The sequence below is a fragment of the Kitasatospora sp. NPDC002551 genome (assembly GCF_040296005.1).
Lineage (GTDB): Bacteria > Actinomycetota > Actinomycetes > Streptomycetales > Streptomycetaceae > Kitasatospora.
Genome location: NZ_JBEOWI010000007.1, coordinates 127,063 through 142,250 on the forward strand (window position 1 = coordinate 127,063; position 15,188 = coordinate 142,250).

Below are 15,188 nucleotides of genomic sequence, written 5' to 3' on the forward strand. Positions count from 1 at the left end.
CCTCCTGGGCATGAGTGCGGGCCCGGGCCAGCCGGGCAGATCAACAGAACGGTCAGGAGCGGTCAGCCCGGCGCTGGGCACGCAGAGCACGCTCGAACGCGGCTCGGGCCGTCTTGCCGGAGTAGCCGCGGGTCGAGGACCGCCACAAGCGCGCCATCTCCTGGGAGCTGTCCGGCAGCTCGGCGGACGTCGAGTAGACCGCCATGGGCGTGCAGTGGCACATGTCGTGGTACTTCTCCAGCTCCACCTCGGGGTCGAGGACGTCGGAGCTGCGGCGCCCGCTGTCGGCGAATCCCTTGAGGATCGCGGCGTCGCGGGTCCGGTAGACGATGCCGCGGGATGCGAGCATCGCGCAGAACGCACACGGGTTCTCGTCGGTGACGCGAGCCCACCCGAGTACCCGCCGGTCCGCACGGGACGCCGTCGAGACCATCGTCCGGCCGCCCCGCAGGGCCTCCCGGTCTGCGGCGCCTGACGCCGTGACGCCCGAGTCGCGCATCAGGTCGTCGAGTTCGGCGAGGAAGCCGGCGTCGTCGAGCCGCCCGGACTGCTGCAGGGCCTCGGCGTCGGCGAGTCGCTTCTCGGCATGGACCGGTCCGGTCACCCATAGGCTGGTGCGGGCGGCATCGTCCATCGCGTCCTCGTCGAGCTCGGGCCAGACGTATGCCTCCTCGACGTCGGCCTCGTCCGCGTCGTCGGGTGCCGGCGGCAGGATGTCGTCGGCGACCTCGGCGTACTCCTCGCGCAGGTCGCCGAGTGTCACGGTCCGCGTGATCGGGCCCGGCTCGAAGGCGGGCAGTGTGCTGCCGGTCTCCAGAGCCCGGTAGTACCGCAGGTAGGCCGCCCCGAGGCGCTCGGACTCGGCCCGGTGCTCGCGCACAACCGACAGGGACGCGGCCAGCCACGGATCGGCTGACGCTGCCGGTGCGAGGGGTCGGACCCGGCGCCGCCACAGGCTCAGGACCCGGGCCGCGGTGCGGGCTCCGATGCGGGCCTGGGCGATGCGGTGGTGCTGGGTCAGCAACAGCCCGCGGTCACGCCGGGCCATCGAGCACCGGCTCAGGGGCCGGCGGCCGGGTGGCCCGGTCGAGAGCGGACGCCAGGCGTGCGGAGGGGTCCTGCTCGTTCCACAGCTCGGCGATACGTTCCTGCTCGGCGACTGGCAGGCCCAGGGCCTCCGGCCCGTACGCGGCCGGGAAGACCTTGGCGGCGACCATCTTGGAGACGTAGTCGGCTTTCGCGGCCATCGTCGGCGTGGACGGGTCGCGCCACACCGTGGCCAGGCGCTCCAGGCCGGCCGGCAGGTTGCCCTTGTGGCTGATCCACAGGGCGACGCGCATCACGTCCTCCCAACTGCCGGAGAAGTTGCGCTGGCGGCGCTCGCAGTTCTTCACCAGCCTCGCCTCCTCCGCGCGGATCGCGTCCGCGCTGGTGGGGTTGTCGGCGCCGGCCGCGAAGTAGGAGAGCGGGACGCCCTGGAGGCTGGCGGCGAGCTTGCCGTAGGTGAGGATCGCGGTCTCGAAGTTCCTCAACTCGGCGGGCTGGAACTGGCCGGCCTTCGCGCCCTCGTTGGCGAGCGCCCAGACCCGGCCCATGTAGGCCTCCCAGGCGGGGACCTGGTTGCCGTCGGCGTCCTGGAAGTCCTCCGCGGAGGCGCCGAGGACGTAGCGCTGCGGAACGGCCTGGAACTCGGCGGCGATCTGCAGGTTCGTCAGGGCCCGGCAGCAGGCGTCCGCGACGGGGATAACCCGCAGCATCTCGGAGCGGCCGGCCCGGTAGGCAGTGCGCGGCCGGTTGACCAGCGGCACCACCGGCAGGTACGGCATGTCCGACGTCTGCCGGTCAACCACCACCCATCCGCCCTCGCCGCGTACCAGCTGGACGGTCATGCCAGGCCGCGGCCACAGCGTCGCGGCGGTCGCCTGCCCGAACTGCTGGTACTCGGGGCGGTCGACCTGCCGGACGTCCTGAACGAACCGGGCCGCGGTGCGGACCTGGCGGGTGCCGGGGTCGCGTTCGTGGATCATCCACTGCGGCGACTCAACCGAGATGACCGGGTCGCCGAAGGCGTCCACGCCGACGACCGCGTAGGCGCGGGCCAGGGACAGCGCATCGAGGTGCCCCATCTGGGACTCCTCGTCCATGCCGCACGCCTGCCACAGGTTCCACAGGTCCTCGGACGGGGCGTCGGACGCCGAAGCGCGGAAGCCCTCGACGTCCAGGCGCTCCTCAACCGTGTCGACGGCCTGCGCCGGCCACGCGATGACGGTCTGCAGGACCTCCCAGCCCGGCGGCACGTTGAGGCCGATGCTCCGCATGTAGCGGTCGGCGTCGTAGTACCGCTGCAGCACGTCCAGGCCGCCCTGGCTCGCCGGTGCGGAGCGGACCTGCTGGAGCCGCTGCCACAGGCGCTCCAGCAGCAGTTGCTCGTCGCGGGTCAGCTGGTCCGGCAGGAGGAGGGGCGTCGCCACGGGGCAGCACCTCCTCTCAGCGGAGCACGGTCACGGTGCGACGGGCGGTCACGTTCTTGGCGAGCGCGTCCAGGCGGCACTGCCAGGCGAGGACGCCGGCGACGGCGGCGTCGATCTTGCGCATGGAGTCCGGGTGTTCCTTGCGGATCTGCAGGCCGGAGCGGGACTCGGAGCGGCGGGCGTTGAGGACGTGCCGGGTCAGGGTCGGGCCCGCGTGCGTCATCTCCCGGTCGGTGACGGCGTCGTGGAAGGCCCGCAGCGCGCGGACGATCAAGGTGGCCCGGCCGCCGGTCATCCACCACTCGATCGCGTGCGAGCTGGACGACTTGACCTTGAGCTGGCGGCCCCACTTGGCCTCCCACCCGCGGACATGCGACTCCCACTTCGCCGGGTCGGCATAGAAGCCGACGACCCGATAGCGGGCGAACGCGGCGTCGACCTCGGCCAGAACCTCGCCGACCGGGACCTCCCAGTCCGCCAAGCCCTTCGGCTGTTCCCACACCCGGATCTCGAAAAGGTGCCCGTCGCTGACGCGGCAGCCGATGAGGGCGGTCGCGTCGGTGACGCCGCGGTTGCGGCGCCGGGAGCCATCGAACCCGAGCGTGATGATGTCGTTCGGCGCGACCGTGGTGTCCGGGGCCGCGCAGGCGGCCCACTCCGGCTGGGACAGCCAGGAGTCGGTGGCGTGGGTGATCTGGTTGAGGAAGTCCGAGCGCATCACCTGCGGGTCGTTGCTGGTGTCCCAGAAGTCCCCGACGAGGCGCTCGATCGGTGACCAGCCCGGGGCGCACGGCGGGTCGTGCAGAACACAGCCGTCCTCGTGGTCCGAGGAGTCTCCATAGGCGACCCGCAGGCCGGCCACGAGGGACTCGCGGTCGGTCGGATCGGTCTCCGGCGGGGCCTCCCGGTGGTCCAGGAGCAGGCCGTCACCGCGGGTGCGGCCCTCGGCGATGGCCTTCGCGAACGCGAACGTCTCCTCCGCCACCGACCCCATGCCGGGGATGTAGGCGTTCGGCGACTCCAGCGTGGTGCCGCCGATCTTCGCCGCGTTCGAGCGCAGGACCTGGGCAAGGCGCTTGCCGCCGTTGCTGGCGGTCCACTCCTCCGTCTGGTCGAGGACCGTGAACACGCCCTTGTTGCCCTTGCGGGACGTCGCGGAGCTGGTCACCTGCTCGACGCGGCCCCGCGGCAGGTTCACGAAGCTGTCCAGGACCTCCAGGCCCGGGTAGGCGTCGCACGCCGGCCCCTCGCGGAGCATCTCCAGCAGCGGCACCCAGGTGTTCTTCGTCTGGTCCTCGCTGACGGCCGCGACCTGCACGAGCGGAGTGCGGATGCGCTCCCAACCCATGCCGACCGGCTCGCCCGCCGCGTCCCAGCCGTCCGGGACCACCGGGCCGAGCGCCTCGACGCACGCGATCGCGGCCAGCAGCGGCGACTTGCCCCACCCGCGGGGCCGAGACAGCACGCCCCGGCGGATAGCCCGCTTCCCGGTGCCCGGGTGGAGCTCGTAGAAGCCGAGGATGAACTCGGCCTGCTCGCGGGTCGGGACGAACGGCTCGTACTCCGGCCGGTCCGGGGCCGCGAGGTGCTCGATCATCCAGTCCAGGACCAGCCAGCCCAGTGTGGGCCGCTCGCCCTCGTACTGAGGTCCCCGCCAGGGCATCAGACCTCCCCGCCAGCCGCCTCCTTGGGCCCGTCGTTGCCGCCCGGGAGCGCTCTCAGCTGCCCGTAGCGGGCCCGTGCTCCGGCGCCGGCCTCGGGCCGCTTGGCGTCGGCCTCGTCGGCGGCCGCGAACTGCATCCGCAACCTGGCCCGGTCCTCCATCGTGGCGCCGAACTTCGCGACCCGAAGCCGCAGTTCCGGGGCCGCGGACAGATCGCCGGACCAGACCTTGGCGTGGACCAGGGCTGTGGTCAGGAGTTCTTCCCAGTCGGTGGCGCTGAAGTGGTCAGCTTGCGGAGACCGACGCCAGGTCTCCCACCACTCCCGGGTCCGCTCCGGCCACACGAACTCGACCAGGCCGTCCTCGCCGGCGTTGATCCGAAAGTCCGGCAGTTCGGGCGCCTCGGCCCGCTCGAACCGCAGGATGGTCTGCGCCTGCGGGTCCTTGTTGCGGCGGGCCCGGCGGGACGGATCCTTCGGGGCAGGGCCGACGCCGGCCATCGGCACCCACCTCCTTGCAGGTCAGGGGCAGAATCCCCAGACCCGTACACACGGCGAGCACCTATACGCGTAGCGGGGAAGGGGCCGGGGGGAGGGGGTGCCCCCCACCATGTACGTCTACAAACTTCCCTCGAAGGGCTTGCGTTGCGGTGCGTGGCGTGCTATAGGAGACCCGGGTGGGTCTCGGGGGGTCGCCTCCGGGTGGGTCGGTACCCACGCCGGGTGGCTGTGCCGCCCTCGCGGCTGGACTTGAGACGGTGACACCCTTGACAGATGGCTCGCAGGTTGCTATCAGCGTGGTCGTCGCCGCGTCGGACGTGGTCGACCTCGGTCGCCCGACGGCCGCACAGGTAGCAGGTGTGCCGGTCCCGGGCGAGGACGCGCAGCCTGATGGCCGGCCAGTCCTTGGGCAGGCGGGCCCGGCGGCCGCTGGTGGACCAGGCCATCAGGCCACGTCCAGCGTGCCGGCCCAGGCGATGACTGCCCGGGCGCCGGAGCGTTGGGTGAGCTCCTCGCCAAGGGCGGCATGCCGGTGCAGCTCGGCGAGGTCGGTGCCGTCGAGTTGGTCAAGGATGATCACGAACGGCGTCTCGGTGTCGTCGCCGCTGTGACGCATGGGTAGTTCGAGTACCTGGATGCGGGCCACGGTCGGTCCTCCTCGCGGTCAGTCGGGCAGCTCAAGCGCGTATTGGGGGTGGCCGCTCTCCAGCCTGTCGAAGGCGAGGGTGAGGACGTTGCCGTTGATCGTCATCTGCTGGTTGTCGTAGCCGTAGATCTCGACCATGGTGCGGGCCGTGACCTCGGCCAGCGTGTCGAGGGCGTCGGCGATGGCGCGCAGTTCGTCGGCGGTGAGGCGGACGGGCATCAGCCCTCCTCGACGCGTTGGAGGCTGGCTCGCATGTCGTCGGCGGCGGCGATGAGCATGCCGAGTGCTTCCCAGGCGGTGATGCCGGGTTGGCGGTAGGTGACGATGACGGTGTCGCCGTCGGCGTCGAGGGCCTTGATGATGCCGGTGATGCCGAGGGGGATGCAGCCCTCGGGCAGAGCGTCGGCCATGCCGTAGGGGTCGGGCGCTTGATCGGCCACGGTCATCCCTTCCGCGCGAGGGCGTTCTGGGCGGCGTACCGGCGACGCATGCAGTAGGCGGGGAGCCAGTCGAGCCAGCAGGAGACGCCGTCTCGGCAGGCCCGGTCCCACAGCTTCCCGGCTTGCTGCTCGGCCCACCACCAAAACTCGTGGCGGAAGGCCGTCATCAGGTGTCCTCGCGGGGACTGGATAGGAACGTGGCAGGCACTCGGCGGATGTCAGCGAGTCCCAGCAGTCCCCAGGAAGGGTGAGGCTTGCGTGGCTTGCGCTGCGGCCTTTCGAGCGCGGCGATGTCGTCCTCGGTGAGACCGAGCGCGTGAGCCATGTCGAGCAGCTCCGGGCAGTCGTTGAGGTTCTCGGTGACCGGGTCGCCGTACGTGCCAGCGTCGTAGCCACATCCGCTGCACTCGGTCTCGTTCCACAGGCTGTGCCGGTTGAGGATTCGCTCATCGGCTTCGCAGCGGCGGATGCTGGCAATGGCGAGCAGTCGCGCCTCGCCGGACAGAGCGTTCGGCAACAGCTCGTCGGCGCGCTTCCTGATCGCCGTAACGCGCGCACTCAGGGTCTCGTGCAACGTGCTCATCGGCTCCACCACCAGCATCCGAGGGTGTGGCCGTGGCGGGCGTGGACGGTGCCGCCGAGTTCGGCGAGTACGTGGTCCATGTCGGTGGCGGTCCAGTCGTGCATGTGCGCCTCCCAGGGGTTGCCGTCGACTTCGCCCTGCGGGGCCGGGATGATCGGGAGGCTGACGAGGAGGTGGCGGGCGCCGGCCTGGGTGATGCGGTAGAGCAGTGCGATTGCCTGCTCGGGCGGCATGTGTTCGAGGACGTCGCCGGCGATGACGAGGTCCCGGTCGTAGAGGTGGTCGGGTGCGTCACGGGCGTCGAGGTGGTGGACCTGGTCGTACTGGAGGCGGAGGCCGTAGCGGCCGATGTAGGGCCGGTGGATCTCGATGGCGGTCCAGTGTCCGGGGTGGTGCGGCCGGAGGAGTTGGGCGTAGGTGCCGAGGCCGGGGCCGATGTCGGTCACGGTGTCTGGGCGGGTGGCGAGGAACAGGTCGAGCGACCAGTCCTTGCCTTCGGCGTCCGAGGTCGGCACGGGCGCCTCCTAGGTGATGTCGAAGGCGGGCGCGGCGATGATCGGGTGTTCGGTTCCGGCGTCGATGTCGAGCCAGGGGCGCCATCGTCCGGCGGTGAGGGTGAGGGCGCCGCCGTCGGGGCCGACGAGGAGTTGGGCGTGCGGGATGCCGTCGATGGTGGTCCAGGTCGCGGGGTGCCAGTCCGGCTCGGCGGGCCGGGCGGTGCTGGCGATGAGGGCGATCTGGACCGGGTAGCCGGTGGGGTCGACGGCGGCGGTGACCGGGATCTGCAGGTACTCGGTGCTGGCCCGGTCCACGGTTGCCCCCTGTCGGTCAGCGTGCGCCCCAGCGGTGGCGTGGTGCGGCGGCCGCCCACCGGCCGGTACGCGGGGCGCCTGCCCGGATGTGACCGAGGTGCGGCCGGGCGGGTCCGGTGGCGGTGTCGGTCTCGGCCGCGGTTCCGTGGACCGCGCGCTTGGCGGTGGCGAGGGGCCGGTCGGTGTCGGTTTCGGAGGCGACACCGTGAGCGGCCCGCTTGGCCCCGGCCGGGGCGAGCGGGAGGCCGGTCTCGGTGGCGGTGCCGATGGCGCGCTGCTTGGTCCCGGCGGGCGCCGGGGCGGCCGACGTCTCGACGGCGTGGCCGAGGGTGCGGGTCTTCGCGGTCAGCGGGGGGAGGGCGGTTGAGGTCTCGCCTGCGCTGGGGAGGGTCCTGGTCTTCCGTCCGCCCTGGGCCGGTGTGGTGCTGGTCTCGGAGGCGGTGCCGAGCGTCCGGTGCTTCGCTGCCGTCCCGGTGATGCCGGTGTTGGTCTCGGTGGCGGTGCCGGACGTGCGCGTCTTTCGATGGCTGGCCGCGACGGCGGTGTTCGTCTCCGTGGCGGTGCCGAACGGCCGCACCGTGACCGGCGGGGTGTTGAGGTTGTCGTACTCGGCCCAGTTGGACGTGCCCGTGTCGCGGTGGGAGTCCATGTAGAGGGCGAGGGTGGTGTCGGCGGCCCAGGCGGGGGTGGTGGCGGTGCGCCGGTTGGTCCAGGTGGTGCCGTCGGGGCTGGTGTCCCAGTAGAGGGTGCCGCCGGTCTCGCGGAGGCGGAGCCAGGCGTGCGCGGTCGCGCTGTAGGTGAGGAAGACGGCGCCGGCGTCGGCGAACCCGGTCCGGAGGTACAGGCCGAGCGCGTTCCCTGCGGCATCGATCAAGAAGCCCGCGTCGGTGCCGGCCGTAACGCTGGTGATGAATGCGGTGCAGGTGGCGGTGGCCGCTCCGCTGGGGGCGGGCGGGTAGATGCGCAGGTAGAAGCTGGAGCCGGTGAGCGTCCACGAGGTGGCGCTCTTGTAGGCGTTGAAGCTGGTGTCGCAGGCGACGCGGGCTCGCCCGCTGGCTTCCTGGTAGGTGCCGTAGCTGTTGGGCCAGAGCGCCGGGTTGACGGTGTTGTCGTCGAAGTTGTCGACGAGGCTGGCGATGCCGGGCATCAGCTGGCCCGGTAGAAGTCCGTGATCGTCAGCATGAAGTCGTTGCCGTCGGGAGTGACGGTGGCGTCGCTCTTGACGAGCGGGATGATGTCGGCGTCGGTGCCGGCGGTGGTGTCGGGGTCGTAGCCGATGACGAAGGCGCCGACGGCGGTCCCGCCGGTTGCGGTCCAGGTGACGTCTGCGGCGTCGACCTCGACCCGGTCGAGCGCGTTGTTCACGGTGACGGTGACGCTGCCGAGGGGCTTGCGGCCCATAGTGGTCTGCTCGGTGGCGCCGGCGGCGAGGACTGCGGCCAGGGTGGCGCAGTCCTTGAGGGTGGCGTCGGCGGGCAGTCCGCTGGCCTGGAGGGGCACGATGACGAGGCCGTCGTTGGCGGCGGGGAGCGCGGCAAGAGCGGCGACGCGCCCAAGGCCGGCGTTGAAGACGAACAGCGCCACGGGATCCTCCTGGGATTCGATCACCCCGGCGCCTGCGGCGCACTAGGGTTCGGCCATGCTTCTTGCAGGAAAGATCGATTGGGGCGATGCCCCAACGTGGTTCGGGTTCATAGCTGCCGGTGTTGCGGCGGCCTTCGCGGTCGCGAGCTTCATCAAGCTTCGCCAGCAGGTGAACGAGCAGAGTGCCTTCATTGGTGAGCAGCAGGCGTTCATCGCGGATCAGCGGGCCTTCATGGTCGAGCAGTCGGAGACGCTTCGGCTGGAGCGGCAGGAGTTGCTCGCTACGGCCGAGGATCGCAGTGCGGCGCAGGCTCGGCAGGTCCGAATGCCGGTGACGAGGCAGCCTGACTGGGCGCGAGCCCGGGTGTTCAACGAAAGCCAGTTGCCGATCCGGGATGTTGAGGTGAAGTTCGGACCGTACACCCCGAGCGTCACCGAGGTGCAGGCGCGTGATCCCCAGGTGGTTGTTGGGTCCTACTCATCACCGGTCCATCTCATAGGCCCTGGGCGAGTCTTCGAGTTTCGCCTGAGTGAATACTCCGAGCAGGTCATTCGGAACAACCGCGCCGTGCTGGAGTTCACGGATGCGCAGGGTGCGCGGTGGGCTCTTGATGAGCACGGCGAGCTGAAGCGGCTCGTCCAGGAGTAGCTACGCGGCGGCTTGTCCGGGTCGCCAGCCGGGTACTCGTCCGCCGCGTGCGGGCCGGTCGGCGCCGTTCTGCCATGCGTGGTACTCGGCCCTGGCGACGGTGGGCAGGTGGTAGAGCTGCGGGCCGCCGGGGATCGGCAGGGCCTCGATCAGGCCGAGCATGACCCACTTCTTCACCGCGGACTCGCTGATGCTGAAGGCCTCGGCGGTGCCAGCCCGGTCGGCGAGGTCGTCCGGGTTGATCTGGTGCAGTGGGGGGTTCGGGTAGCGGACGGCCACGGCACCTCCCCGGGCAGCACGAAGGCCCCGAGCGCGGTCGCTGCGGGGCCTTCGGGTGAACTTGGGCAGGGGCTACCTGCTGCGATTGAGGTTACGACGGGCGGCGATCACCCTGCAAGTCCCGCAGGGTCCCGTGTTGTCCCGCTACTCGCGCGCCCACTCGGGTTGGTAGTCGGGGTGGTCAGCGTACGGCAGGGCCAGCAGGCGGAGCGTGGCGCATGGGAACGCGTGCTCAGGAAACTGGGGCGGCTCGCACGAACGGCACACCGTTGTGGTGTCGAAGTACCTGGCGCCGGGGCCGCCGCGCAGAACCACGGCGGCGTGCGCGGCAATGATGCGCCGCTTGGCGTCGACGTCGGCCAGCACTCGCGCCGGATCGTGGCGGATGATGTGGCGGCTGGTCGCTTGTTGCTGGCGGGTGCTGCACACGATGACGTCGGCGATCTCGGTCCCGGTCTCGGGGTCAACGACGCCGTATTCCTCCTCGTCGACAGCCCATGGCCCTGGCCACGCGCCCTGTGCCGCCTTCGCGTCCTCGTCGAGGCGGGCCTTCAGGAACGCCACCAGGTTGGCTGTCATGTCTCATCCTCTCGCGGGTCCGCCCGCCCCGGGTAGGTCCTGGGGCGGGCGGGTTGGTCAGCGGCTGGGCTCGGCCGACTGGGGCTCGGGCTGGGGCCAGATGACGCTGGCCCCGTTGCCGCGCTCGATGACGCGGGGCTCGGGCTGGGGTTGCGGGTCGATCGGCGCGGTGCCGTCGCTGTAGGCCATGATGGGCGTCTCCTCTGCTGCTGTGTGGGTGGTGGAGGGCCCGGGGCGGCCGGCGGCTGCCAGGCTCAGACGGCCGCCCCGGGGCGTGGTCAGCGGGCGGCGCTGGGGCGGGTGTGCATGGGGTGGTCAGCGCACTCGTGCGCCCAGCACTGGTGGGTGTGGCAGGTCTCGCGGTTGTCGGGGTGCATGCCGGCGTCCTCGGCAGCGTCGTCCCGGTCGAGCGCGGCAGCGAGCTTCTTCTCCATGGGGTCTCCTCTGGTGGGTGTGGGTCAGGCGGCCTGGGTGGCCTGGCGCAGGTAGAGCTCGGCGAGCCGGGCCCGGATGGCCGCGAGCTGGCCGGCGATCCGGCGGCGCTCGGTCGGGTCGTCGGCGTGGTCGACGAAGGCCAGCTGCAGCTCGGTGGCGCGGCCCTCGGCGGTCTCGATCTGCTGCTCGATGTTGGGCATGGCGGGGTCCTCTCGGGCGGTAGGCGGGGGCGGTAGGGAGCGGGGTAGGGGGCCGGTAGGCGGGGCGGTAGGCAGGCTCTGACCTGCGGTTCCTACCGGCCTACCGGCCGCCTGGGGGTGGGGCGCGGGTCCGGCCGGGGAGCGGGCTCACGCGGCACTCGTGGCGGCCGGCTGGACGATGGCCGGGGCGGGTGCCGGGTCGGCCTCGGGGAGGGACTCCAGGAGGACCGCCTGGCGGTTGATCGCGCGGCCCCCGATCGTGAGCTTCTTCTGGGGCGCGACCGGCACCCCGTAGGAGTCGAGTTCCTCGACCAGATCGGCGACCGTCCAGTCGGTCATCTCGCCCCTCTTGCGGGCCTCGTCGAGGACGGCTTGGAGGTGCGCGGCGGTGCCCTGTTTGGTGAGGCTGGCGGTGTGTCGGATGAGGGCCCAGAGGACGCCTTCGTCGGGTGAGTCCTGGATCCACTCGTCGGCGTCGTCTGGCTCGGTCTCGGGCTGGGCGGTGGGGGTATCGGGGGCGGCTTCGGTCAGCGCGTCGGCGGGGGTGGGGTTCTTCTCGGGGTTGGGGGCGTGCATGAGTGCGGCGATCCACCATCCGCCGATGAGCAGGCCGATGCCGGTCCCGATCCAGGGGCGGGCGAGCGACCAGACGAGCGGGCCGCCGACGATCAGCATCAGGGCGGCGGCGCCGACGGTGTCGCCGAGCTTGCTGCGGGCGGCCTTGCGGTCGGCCTTGGCGCGCTCCAGGGCGACCTCGCGGGCCGCCACCTGCGAGGCCTCCTGGGCCTGGAGGATCGCGGCGCGCTTGACCGGGTCGGTCTCGGTGATCAACTTCTTGGCGAACGCGACCTCGGCGGCGTCGGCGGCGGTGGCGGCGATCCTCTCCCGTTTGGCCTTGAGCGCGGCGGCCTCGGCTCGCTGCTTGTGGTGGGGGGCCATCAGCTTGCGGACGAGGACGGGCGTGCCCGAGGCCAGGCCGGTGACCGGGTAGAGCAGGGTCGGGATCAGCTTCTCGGTGGGGAAGATCTTCTCGGTCATCGCGGTCAGCCGATGAACGAGGTGATCAGGCCGCTGAAGACACTCGCGGGGACGGCCCAGAATCCGCCAGCGGCGGCGTAGAGGCTGGGGGCGACGGCGCCGCACAGGGCGTCGCGCCACGGCTTCGGTTTGAATCCGAAGACCGCGACGGTCAGCAGAGCGGCGGTCGCGCCGGTCTGCCAGTCTCCGATCGCAGCGTTGCCCTGCAGGGATGCGCCAAGGTGCTCGCCGATGCCGCTGAGCTGCTGAAACGCGGTGCCCGCATTGGCGCTCAGGAGGCCGATGCCGAACGCCCAGTAGGGGACGTGCTCGTCCTTGATGTCGATCTTGCCCTTGCCGCGCACCCCGGCGTAGAGGATGAGGGTGGTGACGGTGGCGGCGCCGCCGGCGCCCATCGCGATGAGGCTGCTCATGGTGGGTGTGCTCCTTCAGCGGTAGAGGGGGAGGGCGGAGATGGCGGGGCCGAGGCCGAGGGCGACGGCGAGGCCGGAGGCGACCGGGACGCGCAGGAGGACCAGGAGCGCGAGGGGCGCGGGTCCGCGGACCTCGCTGACGCGCAGGCGGCCGAGGTCGCGGGTGAGGAGGTCCAGGGCCCAGCCGAAGAAGGCGATCAGGCCGCCGACCCAGGGGCCGCCGGGGGCGAGGAGCGGGACCAGGCCGATGGTGTAGCCGCCGATGGCGCTGATCGCGGTGAGGGTGCACCAGCGGCGGAACCGGCTGGTGCGGTCGGTGGGACCGGCGACGCGGGCGGCGCGGCGGCGCTGGCGGCGGGCCCGGGCCTGGGCCTCGCGCCGGTCGGCGAGCTGCTGGCGGCGGTGGCGGCGGGTGCGCTGCTCGGGGGTCTCCCCCTGGGCGGCCAGCTCGGCGTCCTCCCGGGCGCGGGCCCGCTGCCGCTGCAACTCGTGCTCGGCCTGGCGGCGGGCGGCCCGCTCCTCCGGGGTCTCGCCGATCCGGTCGGCGAGCAGGTCGACCAGGCCGACGAGGTCCTCGCGGTGGCCGGGGCGGTCGGGGGTGAGGATCTTCTCGACGCGGTGGCGTTCGGCGCGCTGCTCGGTGGTTTCGCCGGCGGCGGCGAACTGGGCGTCACGCAGGGTGCGCTGGGAGTTGATCAGGGCCTCGTACTCGACCTGCTGGCGGGCGTGGCGCTGGGCCTCGGTCTCGGTGAGGAGTTGGCCGACCTGTTGGCTGACCTGCTCGGCGATCTGGGGGATCTGCTCGGACAGGATCCGTCCGGCCGGGGCCCAGAACGCGGCGGCGGCTTCCTCCATCGAGGGCGCGGCGGCGGGGCCGACCGGGACGGGGGTGTGTACGGGGGTCGGGCCGCCCTTACGCCACCACTCGGGCTCCGGGGTGGGCATGCCGGCGGTGGGGGGTTCGGTGGGCTGCGGGGGGATGGTCATCGGGACCACCGCCGGGCGAGTTCGCGGATGCCCCACAGGGCAAGACCGGCATCTGCGCCGGCGCAGAGCAGGATGAGGAGGAGGCCCATCAGCGGTCCCTCCGGTGGACGGGTCCGCCGGAGCGGAGCCAGGCGGCGGTGCCCTTGTCGATGACGCGGATGTCGCGCTCGCGGCGGCGGCGCTCGGCGGGCGTCCGCCCGACCAAGGTGGTGCTGCTGGTGGTCTGGCTGGTGCGCTTGGACCAGAGGCCCATGGCTGTCTCCAGGTGCTGGTCTGGGTGGTGTGGATGGTGCGGCCAGCAGCGCGGCGGCGAGCGCCCGCCGCGGGGCCGGCGCAGTCACGGGTAGAAGCCGGTGCCAGCGCTCTTCTCGGCCTGCTGCTGGGCGGCCTTCGCTGCGCGGCGAGCCTTGGACAGGCGGTGCCGGATGTAGGCGGTGTCGGTGGGGCGGCCCTGCTGTGCGAGTGCGGTGGCAATGGCGTCGGCGGGGGTGTCGAGGCCTCCAAGGTGGCGGGCCATGGCCGTGATCGCGTCGGCCTTCGACAGGCCGGTGACCTGGGGCGCATGCGCTGTCGCATCCGGTCGCATCTGGGCGCCAATGGCGGGTGCCGGGGTGGCTGCGGGCTGGGGAACGCGGTCGAGGGTGATGGTGGGCACGGCGGCCTCGCCGAGGATGAGGGCGACGTCGAGCTGGTTGACGGTGATGCCGTAGGTGGCGAGCATCTCGACGAGTTCGGCGTGGCTCATGTCGGGGTGGCTGGAGGCGGCGATCTCGACGGCCTCGGCGGGGTCCATGGCGGCGAAGCGCTCGCGGAGGAGGGCGCGGTGGTCGCGCCGCCCGACGGGGGAAGCGGGCTGATGCGGCATGGATGCGCCGCTGGTCACGTGCTTCTCGGCCTTGTCCTTGAGCGCTTCGAGCGCTTTGCCGCCGGCGAGGACCCAGCCGAGCGCGCCGTAGGCCGGCATACGCATCGGCGTCTCGCCGCGGTCGGCTCGGGCTGCGGCGCGTTCGGCGGACCAGGCGAGGGTGCTGACGACGAGGAGGCCGACGGCCGGGGAGGCATAGAGGACCTCGGCAGGGCGGCCGCCGCCGGTGAACCGGGCATGGACCAGGTTCAGGTAGATCGAGATGGCGGCCATGCCGAGGGTCGCGGCGATCGGGCCGGCGGCGGACCGTCCGGCGCGGACGGCGTCGGAGGCGAGCCGGAGGGTCATGTAGGCGACGCCGTCGAAGACGAGGCCGGCGGCAAGGGCGAGGCCCTGCGGGACCGAGTAGTGCCGGGCGACGACGTAGAGGGACCAGCCGGCCATGGCGGCGGCTGCGGTGCGGACGAGGGCCATGGCGGCGTGCCGGCCGATGGTGGCGGCGGTGCGGTGGGCCCAGTTGGGCGGCGTGGTGGTCATGGTGGGTGTGCTCCGGGGAATCGGGGCTGTGGGGTGGCGCGGGGCGCCCTCTTCACCCATACTTGCATCATGAAGTTGCAACGTCAAGATGCATCACGAGGATGCAAGCGCCGCCCCTATCGACGTCGGAACACGACGTGGCATCATCGGGGCATGACCAGCACTGATGACCAGCAGGCGGCACGTAGCAGGCTCGCCGAGCTCAGTGCTGCCTACACCGCCGCCGAGACCAAGCTCGACGAAGCCCGTAAGGCGCTCAACGACGGCATCGTCGACGTCCTCATGGCCCGCACCCTCGGCCCCTCCGAGGTGGCGCGCATCGTGCCGTACGAGCGGCAGCACGTCGGCCGGATCGCCAAAGCTGGTGGCGTCCCTCCTTTGCGTGAGCCCACCGTCGTCAGCTTCAAGATCAACCTTGCCGAGCCTCCGAAGTCCTGACGTATCCCCCACGCATCACGGCCCCACCCGGCGTCTCGGGTGGGGCCGTTGTTGTGTCGCTGACCTGCG

24 protein-coding genes are annotated in these 15,188 nt (G+C 71.9%); 2 read left to right on the forward strand and 22 right to left on the reverse strand.

Features of this window, described 5'->3' with window-relative positions:
* Positions 1–52: 52 nt before the first annotated feature.
* The 12 genes from ABT093_RS09690 to ABT093_RS09745 form a co-directional block, all read right to left on the reverse strand.
* A complete protein-coding gene (locus ABT093_RS09690; RefSeq protein ID WP_350562219.1) occupies positions 53–1,048 on the reverse strand; it encodes a VG15 protein in 996 nt (331 codons plus the stop codon).
* Positions 1,035–2,471, reverse strand: a complete 1,437-nt coding sequence (locus ABT093_RS09695) for a phage portal protein (RefSeq protein ID WP_350562221.1) — start codon at positions 2,469–2,471, stop codon at positions 1,035–1,037. Before ABT093_RS09695 ends, ABT093_RS09690 begins: the two co-directional genes overlap by 14 nt.
* A 16-nt stretch (positions 2,472–2,487) precedes the next feature.
* Positions 2,488–4,134 (reverse strand): terminase large subunit domain-containing protein, encoded by a 1,647-nt coding sequence (locus tag ABT093_RS09700; RefSeq protein ID WP_350562223.1) that lies wholly within the window; start codon positions 4,132–4,134, stop codon positions 2,488–2,490.
* Entirely contained in the window at positions 4,134–4,634 is a 501-nt protein-coding gene (locus ABT093_RS09705; RefSeq protein ID WP_350562225.1) for a phage terminase small subunit, read from the reverse strand. The genes ABT093_RS09700 and ABT093_RS09705 overlap by 1 nt, the downstream gene beginning before the upstream one ends.
* A gap of 445 nt (positions 4,635–5,079) precedes the next feature.
* The gene (locus ABT093_RS09710) at positions 5,080–5,280 is read right to left on the reverse strand and encodes a hypothetical protein (RefSeq protein ID WP_350562227.1); all 201 of its coding nucleotides are present in this window, start codon (positions 5,278–5,280) and stop codon (positions 5,080–5,082) included.
* A gap of 18 nt (positions 5,281–5,298) precedes the next feature.
* The gene (locus ABT093_RS09715; RefSeq protein WP_350562229.1) at positions 5,299–5,499 is read right to left on the reverse strand and encodes a hypothetical protein; all 201 of its coding nucleotides are present in this window, start codon (positions 5,497–5,499) and stop codon (positions 5,299–5,301) included.
* Positions 5,499–5,720 (reverse strand): hypothetical protein, encoded by a 222-nt coding sequence (locus ABT093_RS09720; protein ID WP_350562231.1) that lies wholly within the window; start codon positions 5,718–5,720, stop codon positions 5,499–5,501. Before ABT093_RS09720 ends, ABT093_RS09715 begins: the two co-directional genes overlap by 1 nt.
* 166 nt (positions 5,721–5,886) lie before the next feature.
* On the reverse strand, positions 5,887–6,303 hold the full coding sequence (locus ABT093_RS09725) for a hypothetical protein (RefSeq protein ID WP_350562233.1): 417 nt from the start codon (positions 6,301–6,303) through the stop codon (positions 5,887–5,889).
* A complete protein-coding gene (locus tag ABT093_RS09730) occupies positions 6,300–6,818 on the reverse strand; it encodes a class I SAM-dependent methyltransferase (protein ID WP_350562235.1) in 519 nt (172 codons plus the stop codon). The genes ABT093_RS09725 and ABT093_RS09730 overlap by 4 nt, the downstream gene beginning before the upstream one ends.
* Before the next feature lie 9 nt (positions 6,819–6,827).
* Positions 6,828–7,115, reverse strand: a complete 288-nt coding sequence (locus ABT093_RS09735) for a hypothetical protein (protein WP_350562237.1) — start codon at positions 7,113–7,115, stop codon at positions 6,828–6,830.
* A gap of 16 nt (positions 7,116–7,131) precedes the next feature.
* Positions 7,132–8,262 carry a hypothetical protein gene (locus ABT093_RS09740; protein ID WP_350562239.1) on the reverse strand — a complete coding sequence of 377 codons (1,131 nt, stop codon included), beginning with the start codon at positions 8,260–8,262 and terminating at the stop codon, positions 7,132–7,134.
* Positions 8,262–8,699, reverse strand: a complete 438-nt coding sequence (locus tag ABT093_RS09745) for a hypothetical protein (RefSeq protein ID WP_350562241.1) — start codon at positions 8,697–8,699, stop codon at positions 8,262–8,264. The genes ABT093_RS09740 and ABT093_RS09745 overlap by 1 nt, the downstream gene beginning before the upstream one ends.
* 55 nt (positions 8,700–8,754) lie before the next feature.
* Between ABT093_RS09745 and ABT093_RS09750 the strand changes: the two genes are divergently transcribed.
* Positions 8,755–9,348 (forward strand): hypothetical protein, encoded by a 594-nt coding sequence (locus ABT093_RS09750; RefSeq protein WP_350562243.1) that lies wholly within the window; start codon positions 8,755–8,757, stop codon positions 9,346–9,348.
* Here the strand turns inward: ABT093_RS09750 and ABT093_RS09755 are convergent, their stop codons facing one another.
* The 10 genes from ABT093_RS09755 to ABT093_RS09800 form a co-directional block, all read right to left on the reverse strand.
* Positions 9,349–9,627 carry a hypothetical protein gene (locus ABT093_RS09755; protein WP_350562245.1) on the reverse strand — a complete coding sequence of 93 codons (279 nt, stop codon included), beginning with the start codon at positions 9,625–9,627 and terminating at the stop codon, positions 9,349–9,351.
* Positions 9,628–9,771: 144 nt separating this feature from the next.
* Positions 9,772–10,206, reverse strand: coding sequence for a DUF6221 family protein (locus tag ABT093_RS09760; RefSeq protein ID WP_350562247.1), 435 nt, complete (start codon positions 10,204–10,206; stop codon positions 9,772–9,774).
* A gap of 57 nt (positions 10,207–10,263) precedes the next feature.
* Entirely contained in the window at positions 10,264–10,395 is a 132-nt protein-coding gene (locus ABT093_RS09765; RefSeq protein ID WP_350562249.1) for a hypothetical protein, read from the reverse strand.
* Between the two features lie 89 nt (positions 10,396–10,484).
* On the reverse strand, positions 10,485–10,640 hold the full coding sequence (locus tag ABT093_RS09770; RefSeq protein WP_350562251.1) for a hypothetical protein: 156 nt from the start codon (positions 10,638–10,640) through the stop codon (positions 10,485–10,487).
* A 24-nt stretch (positions 10,641–10,664) separates the two neighbouring features.
* Positions 10,665–10,841, reverse strand: a complete 177-nt coding sequence (locus tag ABT093_RS09775) for a hypothetical protein (RefSeq protein ID WP_350562253.1) — start codon at positions 10,839–10,841, stop codon at positions 10,665–10,667.
* 147 nt (positions 10,842–10,988) lie between these two features.
* Complete coding sequence (locus ABT093_RS09780) at positions 10,989–11,879, reverse strand: hypothetical protein (RefSeq protein ID WP_350562255.1); 891 nt, start codon at positions 11,877–11,879, stop codon at positions 10,989–10,991.
* Between the two features lie 5 nt (positions 11,880–11,884).
* Positions 11,885–12,292, reverse strand: a complete 408-nt coding sequence (locus ABT093_RS09785) for a hypothetical protein (RefSeq protein WP_350562257.1) — start codon at positions 12,290–12,292, stop codon at positions 11,885–11,887.
* A gap of 15 nt (positions 12,293–12,307) precedes the next feature.
* The gene (locus ABT093_RS09790; protein WP_350562259.1) at positions 12,308–13,279 is read right to left on the reverse strand and encodes a hypothetical protein; all 972 of its coding nucleotides are present in this window, start codon (positions 13,277–13,279) and stop codon (positions 12,308–12,310) included.
* Positions 13,280–13,367: 88 nt separating this feature from the next.
* Entirely contained in the window at positions 13,368–13,532 is a 165-nt protein-coding gene (locus ABT093_RS09795; protein ID WP_350562261.1) for a hypothetical protein, read from the reverse strand.
* An 84-nt stretch (positions 13,533–13,616) separates the two neighbouring features.
* Positions 13,617–14,681 carry a hypothetical protein gene (locus tag ABT093_RS09800; RefSeq protein ID WP_350562263.1) on the reverse strand — a complete coding sequence of 355 codons (1,065 nt, stop codon included), beginning with the start codon at positions 14,679–14,681 and terminating at the stop codon, positions 13,617–13,619.
* A gap of 153 nt (positions 14,682–14,834) precedes the next feature.
* Between ABT093_RS09800 and ABT093_RS09805 the strand changes: the two genes are divergently transcribed.
* Positions 14,835–15,119, forward strand: coding sequence for a hypothetical protein (locus ABT093_RS09805; RefSeq protein WP_350562265.1), 285 nt, complete (start codon positions 14,835–14,837; stop codon positions 15,117–15,119).
* The last annotated feature ends 69 nt before the right edge of the window (positions 15,120–15,188 follow it).

Excerpts from the sequence above, each read along its gene's own strand:
- ABT093_RS09690 (WP_350562219.1), bottom strand. The coding sequence starts at position 1,048 with ATGGCCCGGCGTGACCGCGGGCTGTTGCTGACCCAGCACCACCGCATC.
- ABT093_RS09700 (WP_350562223.1), bottom strand. The coding sequence starts at position 4,134 with ATGCCCTGGCGGGGACCTCAGTACGAGGGCGAGCGGCCCACACTGGGC.
- ABT093_RS09705 (WP_350562225.1), bottom strand. The coding sequence starts at position 4,634 with ATGGCCGGCGTCGGCCCTGCCCCGAAGGATCCGTCCCGCCGGGCCCGC.
- ABT093_RS09715 (WP_350562229.1), bottom strand. The coding sequence starts at position 5,499 with ATGCCCGTCCGCCTCACCGCCGACGAACTGCGCGCCATCGCCGACGCC.
- ABT093_RS09725 (WP_350562233.1), bottom strand. The coding sequence starts at position 6,303 with ATGAGCACGTTGCACGAGACCCTGAGTGCGCGCGTTACGGCGATCAGG.
- ABT093_RS09740 (WP_350562239.1), bottom strand. The coding sequence starts at position 8,262 with ATGCCCGGCATCGCCAGCCTCGTCGACAACTTCGACGACAACACCGTC.
- ABT093_RS09750 (WP_350562243.1), top strand. The coding sequence starts at position 8,755 with ATGCTTCTTGCAGGAAAGATCGATTGGGGCGATGCCCCAACGTGGTTC.
- ABT093_RS09760 (WP_350562247.1), bottom strand. The coding sequence starts at position 10,206 with ATGACAGCCAACCTGGTGGCGTTCCTGAAGGCCCGCCTCGACGAGGAC.
- ABT093_RS09765 (WP_350562249.1), bottom strand. The coding sequence starts at position 10,395 with ATGGCCTACAGCGACGGCACCGCGCCGATCGACCCGCAACCCCAGCCC.
- ABT093_RS09770 (WP_350562251.1), bottom strand. The coding sequence starts at position 10,640 with ATGGAGAAGAAGCTCGCTGCCGCGCTCGACCGGGACGACGCTGCCGAG.
- ABT093_RS09775 (WP_350562253.1), bottom strand. The coding sequence starts at position 10,841 with ATGCCCAACATCGAGCAGCAGATCGAGACCGCCGAGGGCCGCGCCACC.
- ABT093_RS09780 (WP_350562255.1), bottom strand. The coding sequence starts at position 11,879 with ATGACCGAGAAGATCTTCCCCACCGAGAAGCTGATCCCGACCCTGCTC.
- ABT093_RS09785 (WP_350562257.1), bottom strand. The coding sequence starts at position 12,292 with ATGAGCAGCCTCATCGCGATGGGCGCCGGCGGCGCCGCCACCGTCACC.
- ABT093_RS09790 (WP_350562259.1), bottom strand. The coding sequence starts at position 13,279 with ATGACCATCCCCCCGCAGCCCACCGAACCCCCCACCGCCGGCATGCCC.
- ABT093_RS09795 (WP_350562261.1), bottom strand. The coding sequence starts at position 13,532 with ATGGGCCTCTGGTCCAAGCGCACCAGCCAGACCACCAGCAGCACCACC.
- ABT093_RS09800 (WP_350562263.1), bottom strand. The coding sequence starts at position 14,681 with ATGACCACCACGCCGCCCAACTGGGCCCACCGCACCGCCGCCACCATC.
- ABT093_RS09805 (WP_350562265.1), top strand. The coding sequence starts at position 14,835 with ATGACCAGCACTGATGACCAGCAGGCGGCACGTAGCAGGCTCGCCGAG.